A 21,291-nucleotide genomic window follows, 5' to 3' on the forward strand; every position below is an offset into this window, starting at 1 on the left:
CGTCACCGTGCTGCACCCGGGCTCCAAGGTGGTGGCGAAGCGGTGGCCGCCCGAGCGGTTCGCCGCGCTGGCCCGCGAGCTGGCCGACCGCGGGCACCGGGTGGTGGTGACCGGCAGCGCCGGCGAGCGGAGCGTCGCCGAGCGGGTCGCGCGGCTCGCCGGGTTGCCCGCCGACGCGGTGCTGGCCGGCGAGACCGACCTCGGCGACCTCGCCGCGCTGGTCGCGTACGCCCGGCTGGTGGTCAGCGGTGACACCGGCGTGGCGCACCTCGCCACCGGCTACCGCACCGCGTCGGTGGTGCTCTTCGGCCCGGTGTCCCCGGCCCGGTGGGGGCCGCCGCCGGGCCGGCCGTGGCACCGGGTGATCTGGGCCGCGAGCAGGGATAACCCGGGCTGGGACGGGGTAGGAAGCCACCCGACGTTGGCGGCCATCGGCGTCGATGAGGTGCTGGCCGCCGTGGCCGAGGTGGAACGGGCGGTGCGGGTCTCCGGTGCGGTTGCGGCGTAGTGATCCGGGCAGGCCGGGGTACGGGCGTCGCCGGCGCGGCAAGGGCTGGCTCTTCGTCGACCCGGCCGGCGAGCCGGTCCGTGACCCCGACCAGCTGGCCCGGCTGCGTGAGCTGGTCATCCCGCCGGCCTGGCAGGACGTCTGGATCTCGCCGTACCCCAACGGGCACATCCAGGCCACCGGCATCGACGCGGCCGGGCGCAAGCAGTACCTCTACCACCCGGTCTGGCGGCAGAAGCGGGACGAGGCGAAGTTCGACCACGTGCTGGAGGTGGCCCGCCGGCTGCCGGTGCTGCGCAAGCGGGTGACGGAGGACCTTCACTGCCGGGGCCTGTGCCGGGACCGGGTGCTGGCCACCGTCACCCGGCTGCTGGACATGGGCATGTTCCGGGTCGGCAGCGACCAGTACGCGGCCGGTGACGACCCCACCTTCGGGGTGGCCACCCTGCGCCCGGAGCACGCCCGGTCCCGGGGTGGCTGCGTGGTCTTCGAGTTCCCGGCCAAGGGCGGCATCGAGCAGGTCCGCCGCATCGAGGACCCGGAGCTGTGCCGGGTGCTGACCAACCTGCGCCGCCGGCGGCGGCGGGCGGACCGGCTCTTCGGCTACTGGGACGGCCGGGACTGGCGCGACGTACGCAGCGACGAGGTCAACGACTACCTGCGCGACGCCAGTGGCGGGGAGATGACCGCGAAGGACTTCCGGACCTGGCACGCCACCGTGCTGGCGGCGACCCAGCTCGCCACGGCCGGGGCGCAGCGGTCCGCGACCGCCCGCAAGCGGGCGGTGGCCGGGGTGATGCGGGAGGTCGCCGAGCTGCTCGGCAACACCCCGACGGTGGCCCGCACCTCCTACGTCGACCCGCGGGTGGTCGACCTCTACCACGACGGCGTGATGGCGCCGGTGGACCCGGACGCCCCACGCGAGGAGGCCGAGCGGGTGGTGCTGGAGCTGCTCGAGGAGGCCTGACCGGCTCCGCCGGCGGTCCTGGGGGAGGCGCGGCGGAGCCGGGGTCAGGACGTCCTTCCGGACGGACACCGGGCGGCCGCCCGCCGCCGCCACGGACGGCGGGCGCCTCGCCACGGCCCCCGTTCGCGGGCGACCGCGCCCGGCGGCAGCGCCGGTGGGTCGACCGCGTCGGGGCTCAGTCTGCCGGGTCCGAGTTGACCGCGGACGCCGAGCGGTTGACGATCCGTGCCGGCTCGGTCCGCGAGCTGCGCCAGGTCTGCGGCGACATCCCGTGGGCGGCCCGGAACACCCGGCTGAAGTGGGCCTTGTCGGGGAACCCCCAGCGCGCCGCGATGGCCTGGATCGGGTGCTGGCGCAGGGCCGGGTCGAGCAGGTCGTGTCGGCAGCGGGCCAGCCGCAGGTCGCGCACGTACCCGGCGACCGTGGACTCCTCGGCCTCGAAGAGCCGGTGCAGCGTCCGCAGCGAGATGTGGTGGGCGTCCGCGATCACCTGGGGGCTCAGCGTCGCGTCGCCGAGGTGCCGCTGGACGTACGCCTGGATCTGGGTGAGCAGCGCCCGGCGGCGCGCCTCGGCGGGGATGGCATCCTCGGCCACCAGGTGCCGGCCGAGCATGGTGGACGCCAGGTCGAGCCCGATCGTGCCGAGCCGGGCGGCGTCGCTGGCGTGGTACTGCTCCGGGTGGGTGGCCACCTGGAGCAGGTACTGGGCCAGCAGCGCGCCGATCCCGTCGGTGCCGGACATCCGGCCCCCGAGCAGCGGGGTCAGCCGCTGCGGGGTCAGCGGCAGCGCGCTGTGCGGGATGATCGCCACCGTCGAACTCGCCGGCCGCAGGCCGTCGTCGGCGCCGTGGTGGCTGACGTCGTGCGGGCGTGAGCCGTCGTAGAAGGTGAACTCGCCCGGGCGCAGGGCGCTGCGCCGGCCGGCCTGGCCGGCCGCGCTCTCGCCGTCGACGGTCAGCGCCAGCAGGTAGCACTCCGGATCGGACTGGCGGACCAGCTTGCGGGTGCGGGTGGCCTCCAGCGAGGGGTACCGGTACGTGGCCAGCTGGATCGGCCCCAGCTCGATGAACTCGGCCCGGGCCGGGAAGTCGTGGGCGTGCTCGGTGCGGATCCGCAGCGGTGCGGTGGAGCGTGCGATCAGGTCGAGCCACACGCCGAACCGGTCGGCCGGCGGCACGTGCGTGGTGTCGACAGTGCTCTGGTGCAGCATCCGCACTCCCTCCCCGTCGCGGCACCTCATTGTCCACGCCCGGTCCGTCCGCTCCCGGCCGGCCGGCGCCGCTGTTGACCATCCGTGCCGTCGGGGGTCAGCCCGGGGGCGGGGACCCGCCTCCGTGCGCCTCCCGGTAGGCCCGCGGGCTCAGCCCGTACGCGGCCCGGAAGCTCCGGCTGAAGTGCGCCTTGTCGGCGAAGCCCCAGCGCCGGGCGATGAGGTGGACCGGCTGCTGGCGCAGCAGCGGATCGGTCAGTTCGCGCCGGCACCGGTGCAGCCGGCGGCTGCGGATCAGGCCGGCCACCGTCTCGTCCTCGGCCTGGAAGAGCCGGTGCAGCGTGCGGAGCGAGACGTGGTGGGCGTCGGCGACCAGTTGCGGACCGAGCGCGGGGTCGTCGAGGTGCCGCTCGATGAAGTCGCGGACCTGGCTCAGCAGCGCCCGCTGGCGGACCTCCACCGGCAGCCGGTCCTCGACGTCGAGGTGGCGGGCCAGCAGGGCGGAGACCAGGCTCACGGTGACCTCGGCCAGGTAGGGCGCGTCGCCGGGCCGGAACTGCTCGGGATGCCCGGTGACGTGGTGCAGGTGCCGGGCCAGGAGCAGGCCGGGGCCGTCCGAGCCGGACATCCGGGCCGCGGTGAGGTGGGCTACCCGGTCCGGGTCGAGCGGCAGCAGCGTACGCGGGACGACGGCGGTGACCGCGCCGGCCGGGGCGTCCCCGCCGGCCGCTCCGGCGTGTTCCAGCGTGTGCGGCCGGCCCCAGTCGATCAGGGTGAAGTCGCCGACCGGTATCGCCGCCCCGCGCCGGTCGGCGCTGATCGACGACCGCCCACTGGTGGTCAGGGCGACCTGGAAGACCTCCGGGTCCGCCTGGCGGATGAGCCGGGGGGTCCGGCGGCCCACCAGCGACTGGTACCGGAACCGGGTGATCGCGACACCGCCCAGGTCGACCGTCCGGGCCCGGCCGCGGAAGTCGTCGGCGTGGTCGCTGGTGAGGGCGACCGGCGCGGAGGCCCGACCGGCGAGCTCCACGAACAGCGGGAAGCGGTCGGCGGGTGGCACCACGGTGGTGTCCACCATCTCCACCTGAAGCGCCGCCATGCCGATCTCCTCGCCTGGTCCCGGCACATTCTCGTGCAACCCGTCGGGCCGGGCCAGCCGGGCGGCCGGGACTCAGCCGGCGGCCCGGCCCGCGACGAGGACCTCGACGCCGTCGAGCAGCCGGTCCAGGCCGAACCGCCACTCGGCGTCGAACTCCTCGGCGTTCTCGACCACCGACTCGGTGAGCAGTTGCCGGATCTCCGGGTAGGAGCCGCCCCGGGTGAGCCGCTCCAGCCGCTGCCAGTAGCGCACCCCCAACTCCTCGGCGCTCTGCCCGGCCCGGGCCGCCGCCTCGGTGATGTCGGCGGTGAGGCTCGCCCAGTTGCGGGCGTACCCGCTGACCAGCATGACGGTGGAGACGCGCTCGTCGGCGCGCAGTCCGGTGCCGCGCAGCGCGGCCAGCCCATGCTCCAGCCAGCGCACCCCGTTCGGGCCCATCGGCGGGCCGCCGACCGGCACGTGCCGGATCCACGGGTGGCGGTGGATGGCGGCGATGTTGCCGGCGGCCCACCGGGCCAGCGCCGGCCGCCAGCCCTCGTCCGGCCGGCGGACCTCCGGCGGTGGCCCGTACGCGGCGTCGGCCATCAGTTCGAGCAGATCGTGCTTGGCCGGCACGTAGCGGTAGAGCGACATGGTCGCCACACCCAGTTCGCCCGCCACCCGGCTCATCGACACCGCGGCGAGGCCGTCGGCCTCGGCGACCCGGATGCCAGCGGCCAGCACCTGCTCCAGGGTGAGGCTCCGCTTCGGCCCCTTGCCGGGGCGTTCCCGCAGGCCCCAGGCGAGCTCGATGCTCTCGGGCAGGTCGACGTCGGAGTCGCTCATCCTCACCTCTCGGTCCGGGGTTGACCGTCATCCTAGCTTCTGCGTATGGTCTACGCATTAAAGCGTATGCCATACGCAGAACACGGAGGGTGAGACATGACAGCGCCTCCGGCGGTGGAGACCGTCGACCTGTGCAAGTCGTACGGCGGCGTCGCCGTACTCGACCGGCTGACCATGCGGGTCGCCCGGGGCACCGTCCACGCGCTGCTCGGCCCGAACGGCGCGGGCAAGACCACGACCGTGCGGATCCTGGCCACCCTGATCGCGCCCGACGGCGGCACCGCCCGGGTGGACGGGCACGACGTGGTCCGTGACCAGCGGCGGGTACGGCGGGTGATCAGCCTCGCCGGCCAGCACGCGGCCGTCGACGACGGCCAGACCGGCCGGGAGAACCTGGAGATGATGGCCCGGCTGACCGGGTGCAGCCGGGCCGCCGCCCGCCGCCGCGTGGGCGAACTGCTGGAGCGGTTCGACCTGGTCGACGCGGCCGGCCGCCGGGTGGCCACCTACTCCGGCGGGATGCGCCGCCGGCTCGACCTCGCCGCCAGCCTGGTCGGCGAACCCTCGGTGATCTTCCTCGACGAGCCGACCACCGGGCTGGACCTGCGCAGCCGGCAGGCGCTCTGGGAGGTGGTCGGCGAACTCGCCGGGGCCGGGGTGACCGTGCTGCTGACCACCCAGTACCTGGAGGAGGCCGACCGGCTCGCCGACCGGGTCGCGGTGCTGCACGGCGGCCGGCTCGCCGCCGAGGGCACCGCCGCCGAGCTGAAGCGCCGGTACGGGGCGCAGCGCCTGCACCTGACCCTGCGCGACGCGGCCGGCTACGCCGCGGTCGACCGGGGACTCGGCGACCGGGTGACGCACCGGGACCCGGCCCGGCGGGAACTGGAGGTGGCCACCGACGGCGGCGCGCCGGGTATCCGCGACCTGCTCGACGAGGTGGACCCGGACCGGCGGGCGGTGGCCGCGTTCACCGTCCGCAGCGCCACCCTCGACGACGTCTTCCTCACCCTCACCGGGCGACCGGTGACCGCCGACCGGGAGGTCACCCATGTCTGAGCTGACCGCGCGGCGCGCCGGCACCACCGTGATGATCGGGCGCTGCGTACGGCTGTCCCGGCGCAACGTCGACGCGCTGCTCACGTCGCTGCTGCTGCCGGTGATCCTGATGGTGCTCTTCGTCTACCTGTTCGGCGGCGCGATCGACACCGGCACCGCGTACGTCACCTACGTGGTCCCCGGCGTGCTGCTGCTCTGCGCCGGCTTCGGCGCGGCCGGCACGGCGGTGAGCGTGACCACCGACCTCACCAACGGCGTGGTGGAGCGGTTCCGCACCATGGACGTCAGCGCCACCGCGATCCTCGCCGGCCACGTGGTGGCCAGCGTGGCGCGCAACCTGGTCTCCACCGTGCTGGTGCTCGCGGTCGCGGTCGCCATCGGCTTCCGGCCGGCCCGCGACCCGCTGAACTGGCTGGCCGCCCTCGGCGTGCTGGTGCTGTTCCTGCTCGCCGTCTCCTGGCTGTCGGCGGCGTTCGGGCTGCTGGCCCGCACGCCCGAGGCGGCCAGCGGGTTCACCTTCCTGGTGATGTTCCTGCCGTATCCGAGCAGCGCGTTCGTCCCGGTGGAGACGATGCCGGGCTGGCTGCGCGGGTTCGCCGACCACCAGCCGGTCACCCCGGTCATCGAGACGCTGCGGGCGCTGCTGCTGGACACCCCGGCCGGCGCCGCGCCGGCTCGGGCGGTGGCCTGGTACCTCGGCATCCTGCTGGTCTCGATGGCACTCGCCGCGGCGCTGTTCCGGCGGCGGGTCGGCTGAGGCACGGCACGACGGCGGCGCCGGACCCACGGTCCGGCGCCGCCGTCGTACGTCCGGTCAGTCGTTGAGGACCTGCGCGAGCCGGTCCCGGAACCGGCGCTCGGAGTCGCTGACCACGTCCCCGCCGAGGCCGAGGATGCCGCCGGTGGACGCCGCGCCCACCACCTGGTCGGCGATCTCCACCAGCCAGTGCTTGTACGCCCCGGCCTGCCCCTCGTCCACCCGCTGGGCCAGCAGCGCGGCGGCCGCCTTGGCCCGGGTCAGCACGTCGTCGATCATCGCCTGCGGGTCGGCCGGCTCGATCACCGGCAGCTCCTCGCCGGCCTCCGGGTCGCCGACCCGGGTGACGATCTCCCCGGCCACCGCCGCGACCAGCGGGCTGGCCGACTCCCGGCCGGCCGAGACGGTCTCCAGCCCGGCCGCGTTCTCGGCCCTGGTGCGCCGGGTGCCGTCCGACTCGGCGGCGCTCGCCGCGGTCAGCACCGACTGCGGCAGGCCGACCAGCAGCCCCCACTCCTCGTCGGAGAAACCGAAACCGGTGTACGCCGGCTGCTCGATCACGGCAACGCCCCTTCCGCCTGTCCTGCTCGTCGTTCACGTCCGTGGGCCCGGCGACGGGCCCGGCTCAGGCTAGTCCAGGGTCAGCAGGCCCTGTTCGGACACCACGCTGACGGACAGCGTCTTGTACCCCACCTCGTCGAAGAGAACCGTCATCCGGTCGTCGTCGTAGCTGAGCACCAGCCCGGGCCCCCACTCCGGGTGGCGTACCTGGCTGTGCACCGGGAACGGCCCGACCGCGCCGTTGTCCGGCGTGCTGGTGCCGGCGTGGCAGTTATCGCAGTGCCCGCACACCTGGGTCATCTGCTCGCCGAAGTAGGCGAGCAGGGTCTGTCCCCGGCACGCCGTGGTCTCGGCGAAGGCCCGCATCATGTCGGTCCGGGACCGGGTCACGCTCTGCTGCCGTTCCGCCTCGGCCAGCGCGGCCGCCGCCGCGTCCACCGGGGTGGGTGAGTAGCGGGGTGCGCCGATCCGCTGCCGGCCCCGCGGCTCGGCCGCGCCGACCTGCTCCAGCAGGGCCAGGTACTGGCCGAGCTTGCGCGGTCCGAGGCCGGTCAGCTCGCGCAGCTCCTTCTTGCTGGTGGGTTTGCGCCGCAGCAGCGCGGCGAGGTCCCGCAGCTCGGTGGTGTCGGGCAGGCCGCCGGTGAAGAACCGTTGCAGCCCGACGTCCTCGGCCTGCCAGAGCAGCAGCACCCGTGCCGGTTCGCCGTCCCGGCCGGCCCGGCCGATCTCCTGGAAGTAGCTGTCCGGCGAGTCGGGCAGTGCCATGTGGACCACCCAGGCGATGTTCGGCTTGTCGATGCCCATGCCGAACGCCGAGGTGGCCACCATGATCGGCACCCGGTCGGCGAGGAACGCCTCGTGCAGCTCGGCGCGGGCGCCGGCCGGCATGCCGCCGTGGTAGTACTGCGACGGGAAGCCGGCGTCGGTGAGCCGGCCGGCCAGCTCCTCGGCGGCCCGCCGGGTGGGCACGTAGATGATCCCGGGCCGCTCGTCGTCGCGGAGCAGGGCGAGCAGCCGCCGCCACCGGTAGTCCTCGGTGGGGCAGTGGGCGACCTCCAGGAACAGGTTGGGCCGGTCCAGCCCGGAGACCACCACCTCCGGGTCGCGCAGCCGCAGCCGGGTGACGATGTCGTCGCGTACCGGCGGGGAGGCGGTGGCGGTCAGCGCGACCACCGGCGGCCGGCCGATGCCCTCGACGAGGTGGCCGAGCGCCAGGTAGTCGGGGCGGAAGTCGTGGCCCCAGGCGGAGATGCAGTGTGCCTCGTCGATCGCCACCAGGCCCGGGCCCAGCGACCGCACCTCGGCCATCCGGTCCGGGTTGGCGAGCTGCTCCGGGGTGATGAAGAGGAACTCCGCCCGGCCCGCGCGGATCTCGGTGATCGCCTCCGCCTGCTGGGCGGGCGTCTCGTCCGAGCTGATCCGCACCGCGCGCAGCTCCGGCCGCTGCCGTTCGTTGAGCGCCGCGATCTGGTCCTGTTGCAGGGCCAGCAGCGGGGAGATCACCACCGTCGGGCCGGGGATCAGGCTGGCCGGGATCTGGTAGATCGCCGACTTGCCGGCGCCGGTGGGCAGCACCACCAAGGCGTCGCGTCGCTTCATCACCGCGCGCATCGCGGCCAGCTGGTTGGGCCGCAGCGTGGTCCAGCCGAACAGGTTGCGCGCCGCGCGGCGCAACGTCATCGAGTGCGTGGTCAGCTTCATCGAGGGCCGGAGGTACCCGGGCTGATCACCGGCGAAACGCCGGCCCGGTGTGGCGTGCGCGGCAGGCCGGAACCGGGGGCACGGACGCCGGACGGCCCGCCGGCGCGGCGTCGGCGGCAGGCGGTCACGCAGCCCGGAAAGCGCGCGGTCCCGGAACCCCGCCGGCGGGGTTCCGGGACCGGGTGGCGGCGGGTCAGCGCAGCCGGGGGAGCACCTCGCGCTGGTAGAGGTCGAACAGGCCGGCCGAGTTCGGGCCGGTGTTGGCCACGTAGACCTCGTCGAAGCCGGCCTTGGCGTACCGGTCGATCATCTCCAGGTGCGCCTCGGCGCTGTTGCCGCAGACGAAGGACTCCTTCATCATCTCCGGCTGGACCAGTTGGGCGGCCTGCTCGAAGTGCCGAGGCGAGGGCAGCACCTGGGACAGCTCGCCCGGCACCCCGGCGTTGGGCCACCGCTCGTACGCGATGCGCATCCCCTCCTCCTCGCTGTCCGCGTACGCCGCCTTGAAGCCGGCCTGGCACGGCTTGTCGCCCCCGCCGCCGTCGCGGAACCGCCGGACCAGCTCGGCGTCGGGCATGGTGCTGACGTAGCCGTCGCCGATCCGGGCCGCCAGGTCGACCGCCTTCGGGCCGAAGCCGGAGACGTAGACCTTCGGCGGCGCCTCCGGCAGCGTGTAGATCCGGGCGTGCTCGACGGTGTAGTGCCGGCCGTGGTGGTTGACGAAGCCGCCCCGCCACAGCTCCCGCATCACCGCGACCGCCTCCTCCAGCATCTCCAGCCGCACGTCGGCCTGCGGCCAGGCGTCGCCGAAGATGTGCTCGTTGAGCGCCTCGCCGGAGCCGACGCCGAGCACGAACCGCCCGGAGTGCAGCACCGCGCTGGTCGCCGCCGCCTGGGCGAGCACCGCCGGGTGGACGCGCACGGTCGGGCAGGTGACAGCGGTGGTCACCGGCAGCCGGCAGACCTGGCTGAGCGCGCCGATCATCGACCAGACGAAGGGGCTCTGCCCCTGCGCGTCCACCCACGGGTGGTAGTGGTCGGAGATCCACAAAGCCTCGAAGCCGGCCCGTTCGGCGCCGCGCGCCTGCTCCAGCAGCTCGGCCGGCGTGAACTCCTCACAGGACAGGAAGTATCCGATCTTCATGGTTCCCCCTCGCCGCGTCGCGGTCGCGCCACGCACTGGTCAACGAGGGAACCGGTACCCCGGCGACCGCCGGCCACACCCGGCGGCGCCGCGGCGGCGGTCAGCGCCGGAACATGGCCCGGATCGCGGCCAGCAGCAGCAGGCCGCCCACCACCACGCCGAGCAGGCGTACGCCGGGGACGTCGGCCGGGCTCGTCGCGTCGGCCAGCAGCGCGGGATCCATCCCCGCACTCTCCCCAGCCAACGGCCGGAGGGCAACTGTAAGGTTTATTGACTATTTGACCGACCGATGTGACCATGGCAGCACCGCCGCCGGTGGCGGGGCCGCCACGGGCGGTGCGACGGGGGTACGGGGGGCTGCATGATCGAGCGAACGGGCAACCTGGCGGCACTGGCCTCCGCCGTCCTGCAGCCCGGATTCGTCGGCACCACCCCGCCCGCCTGGATCTGCCGCTGGCTCGGCGAGGGCCTCGGCTCGGTGGTGCTCTTCGCCCGCAACGTGGTCGACCCGGCGCAGGTCGCCGCGCTCACCGCCACCCTGCGCGCCGAGCGGCCGGACGTCATCGTCGCGATCGACGAGGAGGCCGGCGACGTCACCCGGATCGAGTCAAGGCTCGGCAGCTCCCGTCCGGGCAACCACGCCCTCGGCGCGGTCGACGACCCGGCGCTGACCGAGGAGGTCGCCCGCGACCTGGGCGGGGAACTCGCCGGGCTCGGCATCACCCTGGACTACGCCCCGGACGCCGACGTCAACTCCAACCCGGCGAACCCGGTGATCGGCGTCCGGTCGTTCGGCGCCGAGCCGGACCTGGTCGCCCGGCACACCGCCGCCTGGGTCCGGGGGTTGCAGGCCGGCGGGGTGGCCGCCTGCGCCAAGCACTTCCCCGGGCACGGCGACACCCGCGTCGACTCCCACCACGACCTGCCCCGGATCACCGGCGACCGGGCCCGGCTGGACGCCGTGGAACTGGCCCCGTTCCGGGCCGCCGTGGCCGCCGGGGTGCAGGCGGTGATGACCGGTCACCTGCTCGTCCCCGCGCTGGACCCGGAGCTGCCGGCCACCCTCAGCGACCGGATCCTCAGCGGCCTGCTCCGCGACGAGCTGGGCTTCAGCGGCGTGGTGGTCACCGACGCGGTCGAGATGCGCGCGGTCGCCGACCGGTACGGCTTCGCCGGCGCGACGGTCCGCGCACTCGCCGCCGGCGCCGACGCGATCTGCATCGGCGGCGAACGGGCCGACGAGGGCGCCGCCCGGGAACTGCGCGACGCCATCGTCGCCGCGGTGGTCTCCGGCGAGCTGCCCGAGGAGCGCCTCGCCGAGGCGGCCAAGCGGGTCGGCCAGCTCGCCGCCTGGACGGTCGCCGCCCGCGCCGACCGGCCGCTCCGGACCGCCACCGGCGCCGAGGGCTCGGCGGTCGGGCTGGCCGCCGCCCGCCGGGCCCTGCGGGTCACCACCACCCCCGCCGGTCGCGACGCGCTGCCGCTGGCCGCCGCCGCGTACGTGGTGGAGTTCGAGCCACCGCGCAACATCGCCATCGGCGCGGAGACCCCCTGGGGCGTGGGCGCCCCGCTGGCCGACCTGCTGCCGGGCACCACCACCGTCCGCTACGCCGAGGCCACCGTGCCCGCCGACCCGACCGCCGCCGCCGGCGACCGGCCGGTCGTGCTGGTGGTGCGCGACCTGCACCGGCACGACTGGATGCGGGCCGCGGTGGACCGCGCGCTGGCCGCCCGGCCGGACGCGGTGGTGGTGGAACTGGGGGTGCCCGCGCTGGTCACCGGCGCGGTGCACGTCGCCACGCACGGGGCCACCCGGGCCGGCGCCCGCGCCGCCGCCGACCTGCTCGCCGGCCGCTGACCAGCCGCCGGACCGGGCTGGCCCCGCCGACCGGGGTCGACGTGCCGGGGTGGCGACGGCCGTACCGGGAACGAGCGTGAAACCTCAGCGTCATCAAGATGACCCTGCGGCTGTCGGGCGACCTGCCGGTCGGCGACGACCCGGCCCGGCGCGCCGCCGCGGCGGAGCCGAGCCGGTCAGGTGGCCTCGGTGACCAGGTCGGCGTACTCCGGGTGGCGGTCGATGAAGGCGGCCATGAACGGGCACCGGGGCACCACCCGGCCACCGCGTTCGCGCACCTGGTCCAGGGTGGTCCGGACCAGCGCCGCGCCCACGCCCATGTTCTGGAACCTCGGCTCCACCTCGGTGTGGGTGAAGACCAGCGCCTCGCCGCGCGGGACGTAGGCGGTGAACCCGGCCAGCGCGTCGTCGACCAGGATCTCGAAGCGGTGCTCGGCGGGATTGTCCTCGACCAGGGTGCTCACCCGGCCATTCTGCCCCCGCCGCCGGCCAGCCGGCCCAGTTCGCCGAGCAACCGGTCCACCTCGTCGGCGGTGTTGTAGTGGTAGATGCTGGCCCGTACCGCCCCGCCGCTGTCGCGCAGCCCGAGCGCCTGGAAGTACTCGTAGGCGTAGTAGTCGCCGGCGGTGAGGCAGCAGCCCGCCTCGCCCAGCGCGGCCTGGGTCTGCGCCGGGGAGAGCCCGTCGACGCGGAACGAGACCGTCGGGCAGCGGCGGGCCGGCGCGGCGAGCACCCGTACCGCCGGCAGCGCGGCCAGGCCGGCCAGCAGCCGGTCCAGCAGCGACTCCTCGTACGCCTGCGCGGCGGCGAGGCTGGCCCGCAGCCGCTCCCGCCGGGTGCCGGCGGCGGCCGGGTCCAGGCCGGCCAGGTGGTCCACCGCGGCGGCGACCCCGGCCAGCAACGGGAAGCTCGGGGTGCCGAACTCGAAGCGGTCCGGCACGGCGTCCGAGGAGGGCAGCAGCTTCGCCGGGCGCAGCCGTTCCCACCGGGCCGGGTCGGCGGCCATCGCCGCCAGGTGCGGGCCGGACCACTTGTAGGCGCTGGTGACCAGGAAGTCGGCGCCCAGCGAGGCGAGGTCGGTGGGGCCGTGCGGCACCGCGTGCACCCCGTCGACGCAGACCAGGGCGCCCACCGCGTGCGCGGTCTTGGCGATCGCCGCCACGTCGGGGACGGTGCCGACGGCGTTGCTGCCGGCGGTCACCGCGACCAGCCGGGTCCGCTCGCCGACCAGGTCGGCGTACTGGCCGGCGGGCAGGTCGCCGGTGTCCCGGTCGAACTCCGCCCAGCGCACCGTGGCGCCGGCCGCCTCGGCGGCCTGCACCCACGGGCGCACGTTCGCGTCGTGGTCGAGCCGGGAGACCACCACCTCGTCGCCCGGGCGCCAGCCGGCGCCGAGCGTCCGGGCCAGGGTGTAGGTCAGCGCTGTCGCGCTCGGCCCGAGCACCACCCCGTCGGGTTCGGCGCCGAGCAGGTCGGCCACCGCGGCGCGGGCCGCCGCCACCAGTTCCAGCGACCGCCGGCCGGGGGTGAACGCGGCGCTGCGGTTGCCGGTCGCCGCCCGCATCGCCGCGCTCACCGCGTCGATCACCGGGGCGGCGGTCTGGGTGCCCCCGGCGCCGTCGAAGTGGGCGAAGCCCTCGGCCAGGGCGGGGTAGGCGGCCCGGGTCCGGGCGATGTCGAACGGCATGCCGGGACCCTAACCGACCCGGCACCAGCGCCCGCGTGGGCCGGCGGGAGCGCTCGTCGCCGCCGCCCCCGGCGGTCGTCGAGAGCGGCGGGCGGCCGTGATCACCGCAGACCGGCCGGGGTCGCCGGCGTCTCGTACCCTTGGCGGGGTGACGAACCGAAGCGTTGACTTCCCGCTGACCCCCACCCGCCGGGCCGCCGGCCTGTTGGCCGGCCTGGCGCTCGGCGTCGCCGTGCTCGCCGGTTGCAGCTCCGAGGGCGCCTCCACCGACTGCGGGCTGGACGCCTGCACTGTCACCTTCGACCGCGGCGTCGACGCCAGCGCCACCATCCTCGGCGTCGAGGCGAAGCTGGTCGGCGCCGAGGGCGACCGGGTGACCGTCGAGGTCGCCGGCGAGCAGTTGACCCTCACCACCGGCCAGCAGGCCACCGAGGTCGCCGGCTTCTCGGTGACCCTGGAGAGCGTCACCGACCAGGAGGTCAAGATCCGGGTGGCGGGCAACTCGGGGAGCTGATCCGGCCGGGCGGCGGTGGCCCGACGTTTGGAAATCTTCGCGTTCGGTGATTGTGGCGCCATGTCACTCACCTGGAACGCGGAAGCCACCGCCGCCCGCACGGCCAACAGCCGGTGGCTCGAACTACTCGCCCGGGTCGGCTTCATCGGCTACGGGGTCGTGCACCTGCTCTTCGCCTGGTTGGCGCTGCAGATCGCGTTCGGCAACTCCGCCGACGACGGCGACCAGTCCGGTGCGCTGCGCACCCTCGCCGCCCAGCCGCTGGGCAAGTTCCTGGTCGTCGCGATCGCCGTCGGCCTGCTCGCCATGGCCATCTGGCAGGCCCTGGAGGCGGCCGTCGGGCACCGCGTCGAGCGGGGCAAGGAACGGGTCTGGGAGCGGCTGGCGTCGCTCGGCCGGACCCTCGTCTACCTCTACTTCGCCTGGACCGCCTACAAGGTCTTCTCCGACGCCGGCTCCAACAGCGCCGACCAGCAGGAGGCGCTCACCGGGCGGGCCATGGAGTCCAGCGGCGGTCGCTGGCTGGTCGGCCTGGCCGGGCTGGTGCTCGCCGCGATCGGCGTCGGCCTGGTGATCTACGGCCTGGTCAAGCGCTTCGAGAAGCACCTCAAGCTCGGCGAGATGCGACCCCGCACCCGGCAGCTGGCCCGCCGGCTCGGCATCGCCGGCTACGTCGCCAAGGGCATCGCGTACGGCATCGCCGGGCTGCTGGTGATCGTGGCCGCGGTGAACTACGACCCGGAGAAGGCCCGCGGCCTGGACGCCGCGCTGCGTACGCTGCGCGAGCAGTCGTACGGCCAGGTGCTGCTCACCCTGGTCGCCCTGGGCATCGCCGCCTTCGGCATCTTCTGCTTCCTCCAGTCCCGCTACCGGAAGGTGTGAACTGGTCGACTTCGGGTCAGCCGGGCACCATTGGGCCTTTGCCCGTAGCACCACAGCCCGGTCGGAGGGAGTAGTACCTGTGCAGAGTTACCTCGGGACGATCGTCGCCGCGCTCGCCGCGGCGGCGATCGCGCTCACCCTGGTCGAGGTGGTGCACCGGGTGATCCGCCGGCTCGGCCGGCGCTCGCTGCTGATGACCGAACTCACCGACCACGCGCACCGACCGTTCCAGGTGGCCGCCACCGTCCTCGCCGTGCAGTTCGCCGTCCGGTTCAGCACCGGGTACGCGGTCGGTGCCGAATGGCGCCAGGTGCTGCTGCACCTGCTCGTGCTCGCGGTCATCGCCAGCGCGGCCTGGCTGGTCGCCGCCCTGCTCGTGGTGGTCGAGGACACCGCGCTCGCCCGGTTCCGGGTCGACGTGCCGGACAACCGGCACGCCCGCCGGGTGCGGACCCAGGTGGTGATGCTGCGCCGGCTGACCATCGCGGTGATCGTCGTACTCACTGTCGGCGTGATGCTGATGACCTTCCCCAGCGTGCGCGGCATCGGCGCCGGCGTGCTGACCTCGGCCGGTGTCGCCGGTGTGGTGGCCGCGCTGGCCGCGCAGAGCCTGCTGGGCAACGTCTTCGCCGGCCTCCAGCTCGCCTTCAGCGACGCGGTACGCCTCGACGACGTGGTCGTCGTCGAGGGGGAGTGGGGCCGGATCGAGGAGCTGACGCTGACCTACGTGGTGGTCCAGATCTGGGACGACCGGCGGCTCATCCTGCCCACCTCGTACTTCACCAGCACCCCGTTCCAGAACTGGACCCGCACCGAGGCGGCGGTGCTGGGCACCGCCGAGTTCGACGTGGACTGGGCGATCCCGGTGCAGGCGATGCGGGAGGAGTTGCGCCGGCTGGTGGAGAGCAGCGACCTGTGGGACGGCCGGGTCTGCGTGCTCCAGGTGACCGACGCCACCGGCGGCACCATCACGGTCCGCGCGCTGGTCAGCGCCGCCGACGCGGGCAGCCTGTGGGACCTGCGCTGCCTGGTGCGCGAGCACCTGGTCGCCTGGGTGCGGGACCAGCGGCCCACCGCCCTGCCCCGGATGCGCGCCGAGGTCGGCGACGCCGCCGGCGGCCTGCCGTGGCAGTGGGTGCAGCCGCGCCGGCCGGTCCGCCGCCGGGTGGAGGGTGACCTGCCCGACGACGCCCGGGTCTTCGGCGGCAGCGACGACGGCGACGCGCGCAGCGAGGCCTTCGTCGGCCCGGAGGAGCCGGTCGACGCCCGCCGCTGACCGGCACCGCTCCCGCCCCCGAGCCCCCGGCCGCCCCGCGGTCGGGGGCTCGCCGTGCCGGCGGTCGTGACCTGACGGGGTGGGGGGCGTTGGGAGGGGTGGGCATGGATGGTGCCGCCTGCGCGGGGCGCGTCCAACCCGCCGGCTCGGGAAGTTTGACCGGGCCATTCGTGGGGACGCTGCGCGACGCCGCTGATCCCGCGCGCCGGCACCGGCCGGTACGCGGACGCGGTGGTCCGGGCCCTCCGGCGGTCGCACCCAGGATTGACGGGCGGCGACTCCGGGCATACAGCGCGGTGATGATGAAAGGAGGACAGCATGGCTGACGTGGCGAACGCCCGCACATCCCGCAACGGGAGCGAGCCGTCCACCGCCGAGCTGGTGCAGCGGGCCACGGAGCAGATCTCCCGGCTGGTCCGCGACGAGCTGGCGCTGGCCCGGGCGGAGCTGGCCCAGAAGGGCAAGCACGCCGGCATCGGCATCGGCCTCTTCGGCGGTGGCGGGGCACTGGCGCTCTACGGTCTCGGTGCCCTGGTCGCCACCGCGATCCTGCTGCTGGACCTGGCCATGCCCGCCTGGCTCGCCGCCCTGATCGTGGCGGTGGTGCTCTTCGTGGTGGCCGGCGTCCTCGCCCTGGTGGGCAAGAAGCAGGTCAGCCGTGCGGTCCCGCCGGTGCCCTCGGCCACGGTGCGCAGCGTCCGGGCGGACGTGGACACGGTCACCGCCGCGGTGAAGGACAGGGGACGCGGATGACCGGCAACGGCAGGGGCCCCGACACCGAGGCGCTCCGCGAGGAGATCCGGCGGACCCGGGTCGAGCTGGGCGAGACGATGGAGGCGCTGGCCGCGAAGGCCGACGTCAAGGCCCGCCTGCGGTCGTCGGCCGACCAGGCGAAGGAACGGATGCGCGAGCAGGCGGCACAGACCATGGCCCGGGTGCGCGGGCAGGCGGCGCAGAAGGCGCAGGTCGCCCGGACGCAGGCGCAGCAGCGGGGCCAGGCGGTGCGGCGCAACCCGGCGCCGCTGGCCGCACTGGCGGCCGGCGCGGTGGCCGCCGCGATCGTGTTGTTGATCATTCGGGGGAGGCGTCGGTGAGCAGGGGTATCAACAGGGCGGCGTACAAGCCGGTCGGGGTGTTGCTGGGCCTCGCCGCCGGTACCGTCGCCGGCGTGATCTTCCGGCAGGTCTGGAAGCTGACCGCGGGCGACGGCGAGGCGCCCAGCGCCACCGACGAGGACCGCGGCTGGGGCGAGGTGCTGGCCGCCGCGGCGTTGCAGGGCGCCATCTTCGCCGTCGTCCGGGCCGCTGTGGACCGTGGCGGCGCGGTCGGCGTACGCCGGCTCACCGGTCAGTGGCCGGACTGAGGCGTTCGCGTGGGGCCCCCGAGCCGGTCGGCGAGGGGGCCTTTCGCATGGTGGTAAGCGCCCACCCAGCGGATCTCCGGCATCCGTCAGGTCACATGTCGGAGAATTTCGTCGGGTAGGCTGTGCAGAGTTTTTGCGTACGTGGTTTGCTGTTCCACGCTGTTGCGAGATGGCGTGGGTTGAGAGAAGTCTCCTTCGTGGGGGCCGCCTCAGGCGCCGCTGCTCGAAAACGGCCAACCGGCCGCACGGCGTGCTCGGCCGCCAGTTTTAGAAGGAGATACACATGGCGCAGGGAACCGTGAAGTGGTTCAACGCTGACAAGGGCTTCGGCTTCATCACCGTCGACGGCGGGGGTGCTGACGTGTTCGTCCACTTCTCGGCCATCCAGACCAGCGGCTACCGCACGCTGGAGGAGAACCAGCGGGTGGAGTTCGAGATCGCCCAGGGCCAGAAGGGCCCGCAGGCTGAGCAGGTCCGCCCGATCTGAGCAGCGCCGGCCGGCGCCCGTCGGCCAGTGGGTGATCCGGCCCCTCGGATCGACGCGAAGCCCCGTGTCCCCAGGGATGCGGGGCTTCCCGCGTTTCCGGCCGCGTCGCGTCGGCGGACCGCGCGCCGTCTGACCCGGTCACAGCGGGCCGGTTCGGGCAGGCCCGGCGGGACGGCCCGGGTGGCGGCCGGGCCGGGTCGCGGGAGGCCGGGTCGCGGGAGGCCGTGGGGCGGGCCGGGGTCGCGGGAGGCCGCGGCGGCGGCCGGGTCAGCGCCGGCGGCGGGCCCGCAGGCCCCACCAGAGCACGACCAGTCCAACCAGGACGACCACCGGCCCGACCACGGCCCAGACCCGCTGGTCGGTCATCACGCTGTCGTCGACGTATCCCAGGCCCTGCACGGTCCAGATCGCGCCGACGACCACGGCGAGCAGGCCGAGGGTGAGCCGGAACCAGCCCCTCACCGTCGTACCCCTTCCCGGCGGCGGTCGGCGCCCGCGCTCACCACCGGTCGTGCACCTGCGGCCGGATCAGCTCGTCGTAGACCTCGCGCACGGCGGCCTGCTCGGCCGCCGACAGCGGCGGCAGGCCGGCCACGGCGGCGTTGCGCGTGGCCTGCCCGGCGTCGCGGGCGCCGGGGATGACCACGGTGACCCCGGGCTGGTCGACGACCCAGCGCAGCGCGAACTGCGCCATGGTGCGGCCGGTGCCGACCAGCGGCAGCAGCCGGCGGACGGCTTCCAGGCCCAGTTCGAAGTCGACCCCGGAGAACGTCTCGCCGACGTCGAACGCCTCGCCGTGCCGGTTGTAGCTGCGGTGGTCGTCGGCGGCGAAGGTGGTGTGCTCGTCGTAGCGGCCGGAGAGCAGCCCGCTGGCCAGCGGCACCCGGGCGATGATGCCCACCCCGGCGGCCGTGGCGGCCGGCAGCACCCGCTCCAGCGGCTTGAGCCGCAGCGCGTTGAGGATGATCTGCACGCTCGCCACGCCGGGTCGGGCGATCGCGGTGAGCGCCTGGTCGCAGGTCTCCACGCTGACCCCGTAGCCGGCGATCCGCTTCTCGGCGACCAGGGTGTCCAGCGCGTCGAAGACCGCGTCGTCGGCGAAGACGGCGCTCGGCGGGCAGTGCAGCTGCACCAGGTCGAGGGTGTCCATGCCGAGGTTGGCCCGGGACCGGTCGGTCCACTCGCGGAAGTTCGCCAGGGTGTACGCCTGCGGCGTCTGCGGCACCCGGCGGCCCATCTTGGTGGCCACCGTCAGCCCGGCGTCCGGGCGCTCGCGCAGGAACCGGCCGATCAGTTGCTCGCTGCGCCCGTCACCGTAGACGTCGGCGGTGTCCAGGAAGGTCACGCCGGCCTCGACGGCGGCGGTCAGCACGCCCGTCGCGTCGTCCTCGCTGACCGTGCCCCAGTCGGCGCCGAGCTGCCAGGCGCCGAGGCCGATCACGCCGACGTCCCGGCCCAGCCGGTGGAAGGTGCGCTGCTCCATGTCGGAGAGCCTAGTGAGGTCCTTGCCGGCCCGCCCAACCGGCCGTACCGTAAACAAGACGGACGTACGGTTTGGGAGGCTGGCATGTGGGATCCGACGACGTACCTGCGCTACGGCGACGAGCGCTCCCGGCCGTTCCACGACCTGCTCGCCCGGGTGGCGGCGGACCGGCCGCGCGCGGTGGTCGACCTTGGCTGCGGCCCCGGCCAGCTGACCGCCACCCTGGCCGCGCGCTGGCCGGCCAGCCGGGTGGTCGGGCTGGACTCGTCGCCCGAGATGGTCGAACGCGCCGCCGTGCTGGCCGCCCCGGTCCGCTTCGCCGTCGCCGACGTACGGGACTGGCGCCCCGACCCGGACGTGGACGTGGTGGTGGCCAACGCGGTGCTCCAGTGGGTCCCCGGTCACCAGGAGCTGCTCGTCCGCTGGGCCCGGGAGCTGCCCGCCGGGGCGTGGCTGGCGGTGCAGGTGCCGGGGAACTTCGACGCCCTCTCGCACCGGGCGCTGCGCGAGGTCGCCGGCCGGCCGGCCTGGCGCACCGAGCTGGCCCCGCTGCTGCGCGAGGCCCCGGTGGACGATCCGGTCGACTACGCCCGGCTGCTGACCGGTGCCGGCTGCGCGGTGGACGCCTGGGAGACTACCTACGTGCACCTGCTGCCGGCCCGCGCCGAGGCGGACCACCCCGTACTGGCCTGGATGGAGGGAACCGCGCTGCGGCCCGTCCGGGCCGCCCTGGACGCCGCCGGCTGGGCGGACTTCCGGGCCGAGCTGGGGGTACGCCTCGCCCAGGCGTACCCGGTACGGCAGGGTCAGGTGTACTTCCCGTTCCGCCGCGTCTTCGTCGTGGCCCGTACCGGCGCCCGTGCCGAGGAGAACCTGTGACCGACCTGCCCACGTTCATCGCCGGACTGCCCAAGGTGGAGCTGCACGTGCACCACGTCGGCTCCGCCTCGCCCCGGATCGTCGCCGAGCTGGCCGCCCGCCACGAGGGGCGCAGCCCGGTGCCGGCCGACCCGGCGGCGCTGGCCGACTACTTCGCGTTCCGCGACTTCGCCCACTTCATCGAGGTCTACCTCAGCGTCGTGGACCTGATCCGGGACCAGGACGACGTCTGGCTGCTCACCCACGAGGTGGCCCGGGAACTGGCCCGCCAGCAGGTCCGCTACGCCGAGCTGACCGTCACGCCCTACTCGCACGTGCACCGCGGGATCCCGGCCCCGGCGTTCTGCGAGGCGATCGAGGACGCCCGCAAGCGGGCCGCGGCGGACTTCGGCATCGAGCTGCGCTGGTGCTTCGACATCCCCGGCGAGGCCGGCCTGCCGGCGGCCGAGGAGACCCTGCGGATCAGCCTGGCGGAGAAGCCGGACGGGTTGATCAGCTTCGGCCTGGGCGGCCCCGAGATCGGCGTGCCCCGGCCGCAGTTCAAGCCGTACTTCGACCAGGCCCGGGCGGCCGGGCTGCGGTCGGTGCCGCACGCCGGGGAGACCACCGGCCCGCAGACCGTCTGGGACGCGCTGCGCGAGCTCGGCGCGGAGCGGATCGGGCACGGCATCTCCGCCGCGCAGGACCCGGAACTGGTCGGCCACCTGGCCGAGCGGCAGATCGCGCTGGAGGTCTGCCCGACCTCCAACGTGCGCACCCGGGCCGTGGCCAGCCTCGACGAGCACCCGCTGCGGCGGCTGGTCGAGGCCGGGGTGCTGGTCACCGTCAACTCCGACGACCCGCCGATGTTCGGCACCACCCTCAACGACGAGTACGCGGTCGCGGCCCGGCTGCTGGACGTCGGCCCGGAGGGGTTGGCGGCGCTGGCCCGCAACGCGGTGACCGCCTCGTTCCTCGCCCCGGCCGGCAAGCAGCGGATCGACGCCGAGATCGACGCCTACCTGGCCACCCACCGCGGCTGACCGCCC

General features: G+C 74.7%; 25 protein-coding genes. 14 read left to right on the forward strand and 11 right to left on the reverse strand.

Annotated elements, in window-relative coordinates; all coding sequences use genetic code 11:
* Together Q3W71_RS20665 and Q3W71_RS20670 are read left to right on the forward strand one after the other, a co-directional pair.
* On the forward strand, nt 1-508 hold a 508-nt coding region (locus tag Q3W71_RS20665; protein WP_302921030.1), incomplete at its 5' end, for a glycosyltransferase family 9 protein.
* Nucleotides 492-1,475 carry a DNA topoisomerase IB gene (locus Q3W71_RS20670; RefSeq protein WP_302921031.1) on the forward strand — a complete coding sequence of 328 codons (984 nt, stop codon included), beginning with the start codon at nt 492-494 and terminating at the stop codon, nt 1,473-1,475. The genes Q3W71_RS20665 and Q3W71_RS20670, both read left to right, overlap by 17 nt.
* A gap of 175 nt (nt 1,476-1,650) precedes the next feature.
* Here the strand turns inward: Q3W71_RS20670 and Q3W71_RS20675 are convergent, their stop codons facing one another.
* The 3 genes from Q3W71_RS20675 to Q3W71_RS20685 form a co-directional block, all read right to left on the reverse strand.
* Nucleotides 1,651-2,685 (reverse strand): helix-turn-helix domain-containing protein, encoded by a 1,035-nt coding sequence (locus Q3W71_RS20675; RefSeq protein WP_302921032.1) that lies wholly within the window; start codon nt 2,683-2,685, stop codon nt 1,651-1,653.
* A gap of 97 nt (nt 2,686-2,782) precedes the next feature.
* A complete protein-coding gene (locus Q3W71_RS20680) occupies nt 2,783-3,787 on the reverse strand; it encodes a helix-turn-helix domain-containing protein (RefSeq protein WP_302921033.1) in 1,005 nt (334 codons plus the stop codon).
* A 72-nt stretch (nt 3,788-3,859) separates the two neighbouring features.
* The gene (locus tag Q3W71_RS20685) at nt 3,860-4,612 is read right to left on the reverse strand and encodes a TetR/AcrR family transcriptional regulator (RefSeq protein ID WP_302921034.1); all 753 of its coding nucleotides are present in this window, start codon (nt 4,610-4,612) and stop codon (nt 3,860-3,862) included.
* Between the two features lie 96 nt (nt 4,613-4,708).
* On the opposite strand from Q3W71_RS20685, the gene Q3W71_RS20690 reads away from it, so the two are divergent.
* Nucleotides 4,709-5,671 (forward strand): ATP-binding cassette domain-containing protein, encoded by a 963-nt coding sequence (locus Q3W71_RS20690; protein ID WP_302921036.1) that lies wholly within the window; start codon nt 4,709-4,711, stop codon nt 5,669-5,671.
* Nucleotides 5,664-6,428, forward strand: coding sequence for an ABC transporter permease (locus Q3W71_RS20695; RefSeq protein ID WP_302921037.1), 765 nt, complete (start codon nt 5,664-5,666; stop codon nt 6,426-6,428). Before Q3W71_RS20690 ends, Q3W71_RS20695 begins: the two co-directional genes overlap by 8 nt.
* A gap of 57 nt (nt 6,429-6,485) precedes the next feature.
* Here Q3W71_RS20695 and Q3W71_RS20700 read toward each other — a convergent pair whose 3' ends face one another.
* From Q3W71_RS20700 to Q3W71_RS20715, 4 genes are all read right to left on the reverse strand, one after another.
* A complete protein-coding gene (locus Q3W71_RS20700) occupies nt 6,486-6,989 on the reverse strand; it encodes a hypothetical protein (protein ID WP_302921038.1) in 504 nt (167 codons plus the stop codon).
* 69 nt (nt 6,990-7,058) lie between these two features.
* The gene (locus tag Q3W71_RS20705; RefSeq protein WP_302921039.1) at nt 7,059-8,690 is read right to left on the reverse strand and encodes a RecQ family ATP-dependent DNA helicase; all 1,632 of its coding nucleotides are present in this window, start codon (nt 8,688-8,690) and stop codon (nt 7,059-7,061) included.
* Nucleotides 8,691-8,883: 193 nt separating this feature from the next.
* Nucleotides 8,884-9,834 carry a TIGR03557 family F420-dependent LLM class oxidoreductase gene (locus Q3W71_RS20710; RefSeq protein WP_302921040.1) on the reverse strand — a complete coding sequence of 317 codons (951 nt, stop codon included), beginning with the start codon at nt 9,832-9,834 and terminating at the stop codon, nt 8,884-8,886.
* Between the two features lie 100 nt (nt 9,835-9,934).
* A complete protein-coding gene (locus Q3W71_RS20715) occupies nt 9,935-10,057 on the reverse strand; it encodes a hypothetical protein (RefSeq protein WP_255562330.1) in 123 nt (40 codons plus the stop codon).
* A gap of 138 nt (nt 10,058-10,195) precedes the next feature.
* Here Q3W71_RS20715 and Q3W71_RS20720 point away from each other — a divergent pair, with 138 nt between their 5' ends.
* Nucleotides 10,196-11,692, forward strand: a complete 1,497-nt coding sequence (locus Q3W71_RS20720) for a glycoside hydrolase family 3 protein (RefSeq protein WP_302921041.1) — start codon at nt 10,196-10,198, stop codon at nt 11,690-11,692.
* Nucleotides 11,693-11,868: 176 nt separating this feature from the next.
* On the opposite strand, the gene Q3W71_RS20725 is transcribed toward Q3W71_RS20720, so the two are convergent.
* Nucleotides 11,869-12,156: a GNAT family N-acetyltransferase gene (locus tag Q3W71_RS20725; protein ID WP_302921042.1), complete on the reverse strand. Its 288-nt coding sequence runs from the start codon at nt 12,154-12,156 to the stop codon at nt 11,869-11,871.
* Nucleotides 12,153-13,379, reverse strand: a complete 1,227-nt coding sequence (locus tag Q3W71_RS20730; RefSeq protein ID WP_302921043.1) for a cysteine desulfurase-like protein — start codon at nt 13,377-13,379, stop codon at nt 12,153-12,155. The genes Q3W71_RS20725 and Q3W71_RS20730 overlap by 4 nt, the downstream gene beginning before the upstream one ends.
* Before the next feature lie 148 nt (nt 13,380-13,527).
* Between Q3W71_RS20730 and Q3W71_RS20735 the strand changes: the two genes are divergently transcribed.
* From Q3W71_RS20735 to Q3W71_RS20765, 7 genes are all read left to right on the forward strand, one after another.
* Nucleotides 13,528-13,893 (forward strand): hypothetical protein, encoded by a 366-nt coding sequence (locus Q3W71_RS20735; protein ID WP_302921045.1) that lies wholly within the window; start codon nt 13,528-13,530, stop codon nt 13,891-13,893.
* A 60-nt stretch (nt 13,894-13,953) separates the two neighbouring features.
* On the forward strand, nt 13,954-14,775 hold the full coding sequence (locus tag Q3W71_RS20740; protein ID WP_302921046.1) for a DUF1206 domain-containing protein: 822 nt from the start codon (nt 13,954-13,956) through the stop codon (nt 14,773-14,775).
* Nucleotides 14,776-14,854: 79 nt separating this feature from the next.
* On the forward strand, nt 14,855-16,051 hold the full coding sequence (locus Q3W71_RS20745; protein WP_302921047.1) for a mechanosensitive ion channel family protein: 1,197 nt from the start codon (nt 14,855-14,857) through the stop codon (nt 16,049-16,051).
* Between the two features lie 318 nt (nt 16,052-16,369).
* Nucleotides 16,370-16,804, forward strand: coding sequence for a phage holin family protein (locus Q3W71_RS20750; RefSeq protein ID WP_302921048.1), 435 nt, complete (start codon nt 16,370-16,372; stop codon nt 16,802-16,804).
* Nucleotides 16,801-17,145 (forward strand): DUF3618 domain-containing protein, encoded by a 345-nt coding sequence (locus Q3W71_RS20755; protein WP_302921049.1) that lies wholly within the window; start codon nt 16,801-16,803, stop codon nt 17,143-17,145. The genes Q3W71_RS20750 and Q3W71_RS20755 overlap by 4 nt, the downstream gene beginning before the upstream one ends.
* Entirely contained in the window at nt 17,142-17,414 is a 273-nt protein-coding gene (locus tag Q3W71_RS20760) for a DUF4235 domain-containing protein (RefSeq protein ID WP_302921050.1), read from the forward strand. Before Q3W71_RS20755 ends, Q3W71_RS20760 begins: the two co-directional genes overlap by 4 nt.
* 283 nt (nt 17,415-17,697) lie before the next feature.
* A complete protein-coding gene (locus tag Q3W71_RS20765) occupies nt 17,698-17,901 on the forward strand; it encodes a cold-shock protein (RefSeq protein WP_007075740.1) in 204 nt (67 codons plus the stop codon).
* Between the two features lie 267 nt (nt 17,902-18,168).
* Here the strand turns inward: Q3W71_RS20765 and Q3W71_RS20770 are convergent, their stop codons facing one another.
* Together Q3W71_RS20770 and Q3W71_RS20775 are read right to left on the reverse strand one after the other, a co-directional pair.
* Entirely contained in the window at nt 18,169-18,363 is a 195-nt protein-coding gene (locus Q3W71_RS20770; RefSeq protein ID WP_302921051.1) for a hypothetical protein, read from the reverse strand.
* Between the two features lie 37 nt (nt 18,364-18,400).
* The gene (locus Q3W71_RS20775; protein WP_302921052.1) at nt 18,401-19,384 is read right to left on the reverse strand and encodes an aldo/keto reductase; all 984 of its coding nucleotides are present in this window, start codon (nt 19,382-19,384) and stop codon (nt 18,401-18,403) included.
* Between the two features lie 84 nt (nt 19,385-19,468).
* Between Q3W71_RS20775 and Q3W71_RS20780 the strand changes: the two genes are divergently transcribed.
* Together Q3W71_RS20780 and Q3W71_RS20785 are read left to right on the forward strand one after the other, a co-directional pair.
* Complete coding sequence (locus Q3W71_RS20780; protein ID WP_302921053.1) at nt 19,469-20,263, forward strand: trans-aconitate 2-methyltransferase; 795 nt, start codon at nt 19,469-19,471, stop codon at nt 20,261-20,263.
* A complete protein-coding gene (locus tag Q3W71_RS20785) occupies nt 20,260-21,285 on the forward strand; it encodes an adenosine deaminase (RefSeq protein ID WP_302921054.1) in 1,026 nt (341 codons plus the stop codon). Before Q3W71_RS20780 ends, Q3W71_RS20785 begins: the two co-directional genes overlap by 4 nt.
* Nucleotides 21,286-21,291 lie beyond the last annotated feature (6 nt).

Origin of the sequence: Micromonospora sp. C28SCA-DRY-2 (assembly GCF_030519475.1) — a bacterium.
Classification (GTDB): Bacteria; Actinomycetota; Actinomycetes; order Mycobacteriales; family Micromonosporaceae; genus Micromonospora.